This window comes from Massilia sp. NBRC 108631 (assembly GCF_059704565.1).
Window position 1 is genome coordinate 15,754 of sequence record NZ_BAAKJE010000190.1, and the last position, 12,037, is coordinate 27,790.

At 68.7% G+C, this 12,037-nt stretch carries 10 protein-coding genes; 3 read left to right on the plus strand and 7 right to left on the minus strand.

Annotation, left to right across the window (positions count from 1 at the left end):
• The first annotated feature begins 62 nt into the window (after nucleotides 1-62).
• Both AC6H42_RS20930 and AC6H42_RS20935 read left to right on the plus strand, forming a co-directional pair.
• Nucleotides 63-650, plus strand: coding sequence for a TRAP transporter small permease subunit (locus AC6H42_RS20930; protein WP_057158873.1), 588 nt, complete (start codon nucleotides 63-65; stop codon nucleotides 648-650).
• Nucleotides 647-2,662 (plus strand): TRAP transporter large permease, encoded by a 2,016-nt coding sequence (locus tag AC6H42_RS20935; RefSeq protein WP_497548861.1) that lies wholly within the window; start codon nucleotides 647-649, stop codon nucleotides 2,660-2,662. The genes AC6H42_RS20930 and AC6H42_RS20935 overlap by 4 nt, the downstream gene beginning before the upstream one ends.
• A 20-nt stretch (nucleotides 2,663-2,682) precedes the next feature.
• Here the strand turns inward: AC6H42_RS20935 and AC6H42_RS20940 are convergent, their stop codons facing one another.
• The 7 genes from AC6H42_RS20940 to AC6H42_RS20970 form a co-directional block, all read right to left on the minus strand.
• Complete coding sequence (locus AC6H42_RS20940) at nucleotides 2,683-3,450, minus strand: hypothetical protein (protein WP_229418400.1); 768 nt, start codon at nucleotides 3,448-3,450, stop codon at nucleotides 2,683-2,685.
• A complete protein-coding gene (locus tag AC6H42_RS20945; protein ID WP_057158875.1) occupies nucleotides 3,447-4,136 on the minus strand; it encodes an ABC transporter ATP-binding protein in 690 nt (229 codons plus the stop codon). Before AC6H42_RS20945 ends, AC6H42_RS20940 begins: the two co-directional genes overlap by 4 nt.
• Before the next feature lie 10 nt (nucleotides 4,137-4,146).
• Nucleotides 4,147-6,630 (minus strand): ABC transporter permease, encoded by a 2,484-nt coding sequence (locus AC6H42_RS20950; protein ID WP_497548862.1) that lies wholly within the window; start codon nucleotides 6,628-6,630, stop codon nucleotides 4,147-4,149.
• A gap of 155 nt (nucleotides 6,631-6,785) precedes the next feature.
• The gene (locus AC6H42_RS20955; RefSeq protein WP_497548863.1) at nucleotides 6,786-9,407 is read right to left on the minus strand and encodes an ATP-binding protein; all 2,622 of its coding nucleotides are present in this window, start codon (nucleotides 9,405-9,407) and stop codon (nucleotides 6,786-6,788) included.
• Between the two features lie 100 nt (nucleotides 9,408-9,507).
• Nucleotides 9,508-9,873 carry a cyclic nucleotide-binding domain-containing protein gene (locus tag AC6H42_RS20960; RefSeq protein WP_057158877.1) on the minus strand — a complete coding sequence of 122 codons (366 nt, stop codon included), beginning with the start codon at nucleotides 9,871-9,873 and terminating at the stop codon, nucleotides 9,508-9,510.
• A gap of 25 nt (nucleotides 9,874-9,898) precedes the next feature.
• Nucleotides 9,899-10,216, minus strand: coding sequence for a Rossmann-fold NAD(P)-binding domain-containing protein (locus AC6H42_RS20965; protein WP_057158878.1), 318 nt, complete (start codon nucleotides 10,214-10,216; stop codon nucleotides 9,899-9,901).
• Between the two features lie 66 nt (nucleotides 10,217-10,282).
• On the minus strand, nucleotides 10,283-11,029 hold the full coding sequence (locus AC6H42_RS20970; protein WP_200954130.1) for a glucose 1-dehydrogenase: 747 nt from the start codon (nucleotides 11,027-11,029) through the stop codon (nucleotides 10,283-10,285).
• Nucleotides 11,030-11,140: 111 nt separating this feature from the next.
• On the opposite strand from AC6H42_RS20970, the gene AC6H42_RS20975 reads away from it, so the two are divergent.
• Nucleotides 11,141-12,037 (plus strand): LysR family transcriptional regulator, encoded by an 897-nt coding sequence (locus AC6H42_RS20975; RefSeq protein ID WP_497548864.1) that lies wholly within the window; start codon nucleotides 11,141-11,143, stop codon nucleotides 12,035-12,037.

Here is a 12,037-nt window from a genome sequence, read left to right on the forward strand (position 1 = left end):
CCGCGCCGGCCCGCGCGCTGGCGCATGCCACGCGCGCCCACACCTTGTTCCGGAGTCCCTGCATGCAGAACGTTCTGTTTTTCATCGACCGGGTAAGCAGCTGGATCGGCCAGGCCTTTTCCTGGCTGATTGTCGTGCTCACCTTCCTCATCTCCTGGGAAGTGTTCGCGCGCTACGCGCTGAACCGCCCCAACCCCTGGGCTTTCGACCTGATGATCATGATGTACGGCGCCGCCTTCATGATGGCGGGCGCCTACACGCTGGCCAAGAACGGCCACGTGCGCGGCGACGTGCTGTACAGCTTCTTCCCGCCCCGGCTGCAGGCCGGACTGGACCTGGTGCTGTACATCGCCTTCTTCATTCCCGGCGTGGTGGCGCTGGTGTGGGCCGGCTACACCTACGCGGCCGAGTCGCTGGCCATCAACGAGCATTCCACGCTGACCGCGAACGGTCCGCCGCTGTATCCCTTCAAGATGGTGATCCCGCTGTCCGGCGCGCTGCTGCTGATGCAGGGCGCGGTGGAGATCGTGCGCTGCGTGCTGTGCCTGCGCGATGGCGCATGGCCTTCGCGCGAGCCGGATGTCGAGGAAGTGGACGTCGACAAGCTCAAGGAAATGGTGCACGCGGACGATCTTGGAGAACAAAAATGAGGAAAGAGATCTGGTTCGGCCTGTCGATGCTGATCGGCATCGTCATCGCCCTGTTCGCGCTGATGCCGGCGCCGGCCGACATGACCAACGGCCACGTCGGCCTGCTGATGCTCGCCCTGGTGGTGGTGGCCATCATGCTGGGCTTCCCCACTGCGTTCACGCTGATGGGCATGGGGGTGCTGTTCGCCTGGTACGCCTTTCATAGCCGCGATCCCAACCAGGCCATCCAGCTGACGCTGGACCTGATGGTGCAGCGCGCCTACTCCGTGATGGCGAACGACGTGCTCATCTCGATCCCGCTGTTCGTCTTCATGGGTTACCTGGTGGAGCGCGCCAACCTGATCGAGAAGCTGTTCAAGAGCCTGCACATCGCCATGGCGCGCGTGCCCGGTTCGCTGGCGGTGGCCACCATCGTCACCTGCGCCATCTTTGCCACCGCCACCGGCATCGTCGGCGCGGTGGTCACACTGATGGGCCTTCTGGCCCTGCCCGCCATGCTGAAGGCCGGCTACAGCACCCAGCTGTCGGCGGGCGCCATCACCGCCGGCGGCTGCCTGGGCATCCTGATCCCGCCATCGGTGCTGCTGATCGTGTACGGCGCCACCGCCGGGGTGTCGGTGGTCAAGCTGTACGCGGGCGCGCTGTTCCCCGGCGTCATGCTGGCCGTGCTGTATGTGGGCTACGTCATGCTGGTGGCCAAACTCAAGCCCAGCGCGGCGCCGCCGCTCACTGCCGAAGAACGCAGCGTGGCCCTGCCGCCGTTCGCGCAAGCCATCACCGCGTCCAGGCGCACGATGGCCGTGCCGGGACTGGCCGCAGCGCTGGCGCAGGCGGCTCCGGCGCCGGCGGGCGCGAGCAAGCGCACGCTGATGCAGCAGCTGTTTATCGCGCTGCTGCCCGCGCTGGCGTTCGCCGCCTTCATGGGGGCGAGCTATGGCATCGTCACCAAACCTGCCGCGCCGCCCAGCGAACTGGTGGAGATGGGCAGCGCGCAGGATCTGAGTTCGTCCGGCAGCGACGCAGGCGGCCTTGCGGAGCCGCCGCCGGAAGGCGGCCTGGAAGAACCGCCGGCAAACAACGACCTGGCCGAGCCGCCCGGCACGGAGGCGCCGCAGCCGGCAAGCGATACGGCGACCGGCACGGCAGGCGCTGCAGCCGGACCGGGCAGCTCCGCCGCCACGCCGCCAGCGGGAGCCGCAACGGCACGCAACGGCGCAGCGGCCACCGCCGCCGCCCCGGCGGACGCGCCGCAGCCCAAGCCGGCGCCGGCCGGCTACTGGATCGCGCTGGGAATCGGCACGGTGGCGCTGCTGCTGTTCTACGCCTACTTCTCCTTCGCCCGCCTGGAAATCCTGAAAATGCTGATGGGATCCCTGTTCCCGCTGGCGTTCATGATCCTGGCGGTATTGGGCAGCATCGTGTTCGGCTTCGCCACCCCCACCGAGGCGGCGGCCATGGGCGCGCTGGGCGGCATGGTGCTGGCGGTCGCCTACCGCCGTTTCAACATCGGCATGCTGCGCGAGTCGGCCCACCTCACCGCCAAGACCAGCGCCATGGTGTGCTGGCTGTTCGTCGGCTCGAGCATCTTCTCGGCCGCGTTCGCGCTGCTGGGCGGGCAGGAGCTGATCAACAGCTGGGTGCTGGGCATGGACCTGACGCCGGTGCAGTTCATGCTGCTGGCGCAGGTCATCATCTTCCTGCTCGGCTGGCCGCTGGAGTGGACCGAGATCATCGTGATCTTCATGCCCATCTTCATACCGCTGCTGGGCCACTTCAACATCGACCCGCTGTTCTTCGGCCTGCTGGTGGCGATGAACCTGCAGACCGCCTTCCTGTCCCCGCCGGTGGCGATGTCGGCCTTCTACCTGAAGGGCGTGGCGCCGCCGCACGTGACCCTGAACCAGATCTTCCTCGGCATGCTGCCCTTCATGGCGATCCAGGTGCTGGGCGTGTTCCTGCTGTACATGTTCCCCGCAATCGGGTTGTGGCTGCCGGGAGTGCTGTACAACTAGCTTGCGGCGGGGCTGGCGGTTCAGCCCTGCTGCAGCGTCTTGATGATGCGGTCCTCGGACCGCTCCCCGGCGCCCGCGTTGCTGGTCTTGCTCTCCTTGCGGGCGATCATCAGGCGGTCGCCCGCCAGCGCATACACGCTCTGCTCTTCCTGCTTGAATTCGAAGCTCACCACCACGAAGGCGCGCCCGGTGGCGTGCAGATTCAGGCTGCTGGCCATGGGCGTGCCGTCGGCGCCTATCCACACCTCCAGCGAACCGCTGAAGTCCTTGATGTATTTGCGGTCACGGTCGCTGAGCGTGGTCACGGGCACATTGAAGGTCAGCTGGCGCGCCGGCTTGCCGCCGTAGGCGGCGGCCTTCTCGCTCTTGAAGGTGCCGCGCTCCAGCTGGCGCGCCAGGCCTTCGGCGGCGGACACCATGGGCCGCAAATCGTCCGGCCCCAGCTCGCGCATGGCGTACAAGGTCGGCGTCCTGGCGTTGGGATTTTTGGCGACAGCCTGCTGCTCGCCGTCCATGCGGGACAGCAAGTCGCGGCTATATTGCAGGCGCATGCCCTGGCTGCCGTCTTCCAGCGCCACGGCGGCATGGCCCGAGAATTCCTCGGCATCCTTTCCCTCGCCGGTACGGCGCCAGGTCCTGGTCTCAAGCGTGGCCTTGAGCGGCGTTTGCGCCTGCAAGCGGGCCAGGGCGCCTTTCAGGTCGGCCAGGCCGTCGGCGCGGGCGGGGACAGCCGCCATGGTGGCCAGGGCGGCCATGCAGCAAGCGCCCAGGACAGCGCGGGACATCATGCGGCCTCCCGTGCCAGCTGCCCGGACAGCCGGCCGGCGGCCATGGTCACGGTGCGGCCGCAGCGCGCGGCGATCTTGCTGTCGTGCGTTACCAGCACCAGCGTCGAGCCGCGTTCCCGGTTCAGGGTAAACATCAGCTGCATCACGGCCTCGCCGGTGGCCGCATCCAGGCTGCCGGTAGGCTCGTCGGCGAACAGCAGCGGCGGCTCGGTGACGAACGCGCGCGCCAGCGCCACGCGCTGCTGCTCGCCGCCGGACAGGTATTTCGGATAGTGCCGCAGGCGGGTGGACAGCCCCACCCGCTCCAGCATCGCCTCCGCCTTCGCCCGCGCATGCCCTTCGCCGCGCAGCTCCATCGGCAGCATCACGTTCTCCACCGCAGTCAAGTGCGGCAGCAGCTGGAAGGACTGGAACACGAAGCCCAGCTTGGCCTGGCGGAACACGGCACGGCCGTCTTCGTCAAGCGCGAAGATGTCGCTGCCGTCCAGCCGCACGGTGCCGCTGCTGGGCGTATCGAGGCCGGCCAGGATGCCCAGCAGCGTGGACTTGCCGGAGCCCGACGCGCCGACAATGGCCAGCGTCTCGCCGGCCCGGGCGCTGAAGTTCACGTCGTCGAGTATGGTCAGCTCGCCGGTGGCGTCGGCTACGCGCTTGCCCAGGCCGCGCACTTCTATGATGGACTGCATTTGCATCTCCTTAAGCTTGCCGCAGCGTGAGCAGCGGCGGTTGATTCAATACGTTGCGCAGGCCCAGCCAGCCGCCGGCGACGGCGCTGGCCGATCCCGCCGCCAGGCCCGCCGCCCACAACAGCAGCGGCCAGCGCCAGGGCAGTTCGAATACGAAGCGCGCCAGCGCCCAGCTGCACAGCGTGGCGCATGCCGCCGCCAGCAGACCGGCCAGTGCACCGGTGAGCAGGTGCTCCATCCACTGCGCGCGCGCCAGCTGGCTGCGGGTGGCGCCCAGCGCGCGCAGCAAGGCTGCCTGGCGCTTGCGCTCATCTTGCGATCCGGCCAGTGCAGCGTACAGCACCAGCAGGCCGGACGCGAGCGTGAAGAGGAACAGGAATTCCACTGCCACGCTCACTTGCGCCAGCACCGCCTGCATCTGGCGCACCAGGAAGCCAAAATCGAACACTGTGACATTGGGGAAGTCCTGTACCAGGCGGTCGGCCACCTTGCGGTCATTGTCAGGCACGTGGAAAGCCGCGCCGTAAGTGCGCGGCAGGCCTTGCGCCGCCACGCTGTTCAGCATGAACTCGAAACTGGGCGTACGCGCGCGGCGGTCCGTGCTGCGCACGCTGCTCACCACGGTTTGCAGCGGCAGGCCGCCGGCATCGAAACTCAGGCTGTCGCCAGGCTGGATGCCGAATGCCTGCGCAATGCCCTCGTCGGGCGATGCTTCAGCCTTGTTCGACGTGGGATCGAACCAGCGGCCGGCGATGACCGTGTCGGCGGCAGGCAGCGCGGCGGCGGTGGACAGGTCCACGTCCGCGTGGCCGAGCGCTTCCTTGTTGTCCTTGCCACGCACCGGCTTGCCGTTGACCGCCAGCAGGCGCGCGCGGATGCTGGGGTGCAGTGCCGGGCTGCCGTAGTGCTGCAGCCGCGAGGCGACATCCTGCACCTGGTCCGGCTGCACGTTGACGATGAAGTGGTTGGGGGCATTGGCCGGGGTAGCGGCTTGCCATGCGTCCAGCAGATCGCCGCGCACCACAGTCAGCAACAGCGGCGCCGTCAAGCCGATGGCCAATGCGACGGTTTGCGCGACGCTGGCGCCGGGCCGGCGCTGCAACGCGGTGACGGCGAAGCGCCAGGCCGGGTTGCCGAATGCGCCGCGCAGGCGGCCCAGCGCTTTCAGGGCCAGCCAGGCTGCGGCGGCGAACAGCAGGGCCGCCAGCAGGAAGCCGGCCGCGCTGACGGCGCCGAGGGCGGCGTCGCCGGTAATCCACAGCATCAGGCCGCAGAACATGATGGCGCCCAAGGCGCATGCGGCCAGCGTGGCGCCGCGCGGCGCGTGCCGTTCGCGGCGCAGCAATTGCGCATGCGGCACGTCGCGCAACTGGAGCAGCGGCGGCAGCGCGAAGCCGGCCAGCAGGATCAAGCCTGCAGCCAGGCTTTGCAAGGCGGGCGCCCAGCCGGCGGCAGGCAAGCCGGCCGGCAGCAATGGCTCCAGCCATGCCAGCAACAGCAAGTGGCCGGCGTAGCCGGCCAGCACGCCGGCAGCGCTGCCGGCCAGGCCCAGCACCAGGAATTCGGTCAGGTAGAGCCGCAGTACCTGGGACTGGCGCAAGCCGAGGCAGCGCAGCATGGCGCAGGCGTCAATGTGGCGCAGCATGTAGCGCCGCGCGGCCATGGCGATGGCGGCTGCCGCCAGCATGGCTGTCAGCAGGCTGACCAGGGACAGGAAAGCGCTGGCGCGGTCCAGCGTCTGGCCCAGGGCGGCGCTGCTGTCCTTGACGGTCTGGATGCGCACATTGCTGCTGTCGGCGGCGGCGAGGCGGGCTTGCAGGGCGGCGCGGAAGGCTTCCACGGCGGCCGGCTCGCCAGCCAGCAGCAGGCCGTAGGTGGCGCGCACACCGGGCGCGAGCAGGCCGGTGGCGGGCAGGTCCCGCTCGGCCAGCATCACGCGCGGCGACAGGTTGACAGGGGAAAAGCGGCGGTCCGGCTCGACGGCAATCACGCGGGCGACGGTAAATTCCGCGTCGCCGACGCGCAGCTTGCCGCCGCTATGCAGCGCGAGCCGGCTGGCGAGGGCGGGATCGATCCAGGCCGTGCCGGGCGCCGGAGGCTCGGCCGCAGCGGCGGGCGCGCTGGCCGGGGCGAACGCCAGCGCGCCGCGCAAGGGGTAGCCATCGGACACGCCCTTGAGCGATACGAGCTGCGAACGCGCCTCATCGCCCTGCCCCGCCGTGGCCATGCTGACCATGGAGGTGGTGGCCGCAGCGCGCAGGCCGCGCGCCGCGGCGTCCGCGCGCAGGGCTGGATCGAGCGGCGCGTCGGAACTCACCAGCAGATCAGCCGCCAGCGCCTGCCTGGCGTCGCGCTGCATGCCGTTGCGGATGCGGTCGGCGAAGAAGCCCACCGCCGACAGGGCGGCAACCGACACCACCAGCGCCGCCAGCAGCAGATGCAGCTCCCCCGCGCGCCAGTCGCGCGCCGTCATTTTCAGTGTCAAACCAGGCATGGCGTTCCTTGGATCTCAGCAGGATGCCAGCTTATCAATATGCGCACTGCCACCGCAGCAGTTTGCGACGAAGCGGCAATAGCTGCGACGAACGGCAAAACAGCCGCCTTACACCGCCTTGAAGTGGCGCACGCGGGCGCGGCTGACCGGCCGCCTCAGCGCGCCTGCTCCGCGCACACCGACTCAATCATGCTGCACAGCTGCGGGTACTGGTGCTGCGCCAGCATGGCCTCCACCGCCAGCACGGTGTCGCCGTGGTCGGCGCGGAAGGCTTCCAGCAGCTGCAGTGCGCGCGCCGGATACAGCAGATGCAGCGCCTCGCGCATGGCCACCAGCACCTCGTATGGCAGCAGCGCCAGGCGCGCCTCGGTCAGCGGTGCGCGCTGGGCCGGCGGCAGCCGCTGGCGGCGCCGGAAGCGCACGCCCAGCTGCTGCTCGAGCACCTGGAACAGCCGATCCTGCTCGATGGGCTTGCACAGGAACTCGTCGGCGCCGGCCGCCAGCGCTTCGCGCCGCTCCTCCTCGAAAGCATGGGCGGTCATCATCACCACGCGCGGCTGCGCCAGCGCCGCCTCGGCGCGCAGCTGGCGTATCACCGCCAGCCCGTCCAGGCCCGGCATGCGCCAGTCCATGAACACCAGCGCCGGGGTTGCGCGCCGCAGCGCCGCCAGCCCGGCGGCGCCATCGTCCGCCAGCTCCACCTCGAAGCCCAACGGCGACAGCAGGCTGTCGATCAGGTGGCGGCTGTCCTCATTGTCGTCCACCACCAGGATGCGGCGCCCGCGCTGCGACGCTTCCAGCGCCTCCACCACGTTCAGCGCCTCGCCCGGCACATAATCCGCCCCCGACACGTCGATGGTGAAGCGGAACTCGGCGCCCCGGCCCAGTTCAGACTCCACCTCCAGCGCACCGCCCATCATGCGCACGAACTCGCGCGAAATGGTCAGTCCCAGGCCGGTGCCTTCCTGCGCGCCGGTGTTGTCGGTCTGGACGAAAGGCTCGAAGATGCGCTGCTGGTCCGCCTTGGCGATCCCCTTGCCGGTGTCGCGCACCGAGAACGACAGCCGGTGGCGCCCGCCCGCCAGCGGCTGCGCGCGCGCGATCAGCATCACGCTGCCCTGCTGCGCGAACTTCACCGCGTTCGACACCAGGTTGAGCAGCACCTGGCGCAGCCGCGCGCCGTCCATCTGCACCGCGGCGGGCAGGCCGTGGCAGTCCAGCGTCATGTGCAGGCCCGCCTGGCGCGCGCGCGCGCCCAGCATGTCCATCACCTCGCGCAGCACGCCCTCCACCGCCACCACGGTGGACTGCAGCGTGATGCGGCCGGCCTCGATCTTGGACAGCTCCAGCAAGTCGTTGATCAGGGTGAGCAGGTGCTGGCCCGAACGGTTGATCACGCCCAGGTTGCGCTTCTCTTCCTCCGTCATGGATTGCGAGTCCGCCAGCAGGCGCGAAAAGCCGATGACCGAATGCAGCGGCGTGCGCAACTCGTGGCTCATGGTGGCCAGGAACACGCTCTTGGCGCGGTTGGCCGCCTTCGCCTCCGTGACCGCCACCGACAGCGCCTCGGTGCGTTCGGCCACCAGTTCCTCCAGGTGGTTGCGGTGGCGCCGCAGCTCCTCCTCCGCCTGCTTGATGTCGGTGATGTCGTAATTCACGCCCACCAGGCGCCGCAGCGCGCCGCCGGCGTCGCGGAAGGCCTTGCCGGCCGCCTTGATGTGGCGCAGCTGGCCGTCCGGCCAGCGGATGCGAAACTCGACCGTGTAATGCCGCTCGCCGCGCTGCACCTCCGCCACCAGGCGGTTCACGCGCGCCAGGTCTTCCGGCAGCAGGCGCTGCTCCCACGCCGTCAGCGTGTTGTCGAACCCGCCCTGCGGCACGGCGTACTGGCGGTGCATCTCGCGGTCCCACAGCAGCTGGTTGGTGTCCACGTCCCAGTCCCAGATGCCGATATGGGCCGCGTCGGTGGCGATCGCCAGGCGCTCCTCGCTGGCCTGCATGGCGCTGTAGCGCTGGTCCAGCAGCGCCACCATTTCCAGGATCGATTCGTTCAGCGTTTTCAGTTCGCCCAGGAACAGCGACTGGTGCGGTCCCTTGCCGGCGCCATCGCCCGCCTTCACGCTGGCGGCGTACTCGCCCACCAGTTTCAGCGGTTTCAGCATCAGGTACCACAACAGCAGGTACACGCCCAGCACCAGCGTGACATCCAGCGCCACGATGGCGAAACCGAGCGCAATGCGGCGCTCGCGCAAGGTCTGCAGCACGTACTGCGGCGTGACATACATTTTCACCACGCCGATTTCGCGGCCCGCCATGCGGATCTGGCGTTCGGCCGTGCGCAGCGCAGGGATGTCCGGCGGCTGCGCCACCTGCTCCAGCACGCCCTGCGCATTGCGCAGGAAAACGAACTGCATCTTGTTGCTGAGGGTGACGGAGCAGCCGTACAGGTCGCGGTTATTCAGGCTGGCCCTGACGATGGCGACAATCTGCCTGTCGTCGAAGTTCCAGGCCGGCAGCGCGATGGCGGCGGTCAGCTGGTCGGCGCTGGCGTCGAGCTCCCGGTGCAGGCCGCGCCAGCGCTCGTCGCGCTCCTGGTTGTACGACAGCACCGCGAACGCCAGCAGCACCACCGTCACCAGGGCCGCCAGCGCCAGGCTGACGATCAGCGCGATGGACACGCGGCGGTTGGCGATGCGCTGCAACAGCGCGCGCGGCAAGCAGGTGTCCGCCAGGCGCGCGGCACAACGCCGCGCCGCCAGCGTGCAGCGATCCGCCAAGTTTGAAACTGTCCCCATGATCCCGCCCGGATTTTCCCTTGTGCCAGCGATGCTAGCGCTCCGGGGCCAGATTGTAACTTGTACCTTGGTACAGTACGCATCAGTCGGCCGTCCCGGCGTAGAACGCCGCGCCCTGCCGCAGATGCGCATCGAAGTCAAAGCCGCGCTTGAGCATCTCGTCGAAGTCGCTGCGCCGGATCGGCATGACATAACTATGGGTGGTGGCCACCAGGCGGCTGTCGGCATGGCCGGCGGGGTAAGTCCTGCCGCGCTGCGCCACTTGCCAGCCCCCGTCCAGCAGCACCCACAGATGGTCGGCCGCATCGAGCCGCTTGCTGATCTCCGTGCCCGGCTGCACCTCCCACTCTGTGGAATGGGCGATCACCCACTGTAGCTGGCTGCGTTCCAGCCGGGTGAAGAACAGCGTGTTGCGCAGCAGGTGCAGATGGGTGGTGGACTGCTTCATGGCCGGCGCGCCCTTGCCGCGCGCCTCATTGCAGGCCTGGCTGCAGCAAGTCCGCAATGCCGATGCGCTGCGCGAACTCGATGCGCGCCCGCTCGGCCACCTCCGTCACCGCCGCCGCGCCGTGGTCGATAAAATCCACCACCGAGCGCAACGGACGCGCGCCGTGCGGCAAGCCGACGATACGCGCTATCTCCGCGCCCACCTGGTCCGGCAGCCCGTCGTAGCGCGAGCAAGCCGCCACGGTGGCCGCGTCGGCCGGCCGTCCCGCCAGCGCCAGCGCCTTCACGGCCAGGTGTCCGATTCCGGCCGCCGCACCGGTCACCGGAACGATCGATTTCTTCATAGCTATTCTCCAAGGCAAAATGGGGTCAGGGTTAATTAGCGGTCAGGCCAATTCCAGGCGCGCAGGTCAGACCAGGCCGCCGTTGGCACGCAGGGTCTGGCCGTTGATCCAGGCGCCGTCCGGGCCTGCCAGGAAAGCGACGGCGGCGGCGATGTCGGCCGGCGTGCCCAGGCGCTCCAGCGGCGCCATGTTCGACATGCGCTGGATGGCCTCGTCCGACTTCCCGTTCAGGAACAGGTCGGTGGCGGTGGGGCCGGGGGCGATGGCGTTCACGCGGATGTTCTTGCCGCGCAGTTCCTTGGCCATAATGTTGCTCATCACCTCGACCGCGCCCTTGGTGGCGCCGTACACCGCATAGCCCGGCAAGCCGAGGCCGATCACGCTGGTGGAAAAGTTGACGATGCGCCCGCCCTGCTCCAGCCGCGTGGCCGCCTCGCGCAGCGTGTTGAACGTGCCTTTCACGTTGACGGCGAACAGGCGGTCGAAGGTCTGGTCGTCGGTGTCGGCCAGCGACGGCAGCGAGGGCGGCATGATGCCCGCGTTGTTCACCAGCACATCGACCCGGCCGAAGCGTTCGACGGCGCTGTCGAACATGGCTTTGACGGCGCCCGCGTCGGACACGTCGGCCTTCACGGCCAGCGCATCGCCGCCGTGCGCCTCGATGGCGCCGACGACATCCCGCGCCTCGGCCGCATTCCCGGCGTAATTGACGATCACGGCGTAGCCGTCCCGCGCCAGGCGCTGGGCGATGGCGGCGCCGATGCCGCGCGACGCGCCGGTGACGATGGCAACTTGTTTGTTCGTACTGTTCATGATGAGGCTCCTTGCTTGGGTTGTGTGCTGCAGTGAAGCCAGTATCACTTAACCACCATGGTCAATAAATGCACTAGAATCACTATCACAATTCAATATTCACCAATAATCATGGACAGACTGGACGCCATGCGCTTGTTCACGCGCATAGTGGAACTGGGCAGTTTCAGCCGCGCGGCGGACAAGCTGCAGTTGCCGGCCGCCACCGCCACCCACACCATCAAGCAGCTGGAAGCGCGCCTGGGCGTGCGCCTGCTGCAGCGCACCACCCGCCACGTGAGCGCCACGCTGGACGGCCAGGCCTACTACCAGCGCTGCGTACGCATCCTGGCGGACGTGGAGGAAACCGAGGCCGGCTTCGGCAACAGCGGTGTGCTGCCGCGCGGAAAGTTACGGGTGGATTTGCAGGGCACGCTGGCACGCCACTTCGTGCTGCCCCGGCTGTCCGAATTCTTCGCCCGCTACCCGGACATCGAACTGGAAATCGGCATGGGCGACCGGCTGGTGGACCTGGTGCGCGAAGGCGTGGACTGTGTGCTGCGCGGCGGCGAGTTGCGCGACTCGAGCATGGTGGCGCGGCGCGTGGCCAGCCTGCAGCAGGTCACCTGCGCCAGCGCGGGCTACCTGGAGCGGCACGGCACGCCGCGCACGCTCGACGAGCTGGCGCGGCACCGCGCGGTGAATTTCCATTCCATCGCCAGCGGCAAGACCTTCCCGTTCGATTTCATGGTGGACGGCGCGGCGCGCAGCGTGGCGCTGCCGGGCTCCGTGTCGGTCAGCAACGCGGAAGCGTACGTGCTGTGCTGCGCCGACGGCCTGGGCCTGATCCAGCTGCCGCGCTACCACGTTGCCGCGCAGCTGCGGGACGGCAGCTTCCGGGAGGTGTTGGACGACTGCCGGCCGCCGGCCATGCCGGTGTCGGTGATGTACCCGCACCAGCGCCAGCTGTCGCCGCGCGTGCGGGTGTTTGTGGACTGGCTGGCGGACATGATGTCCGCCGCCTCCTGA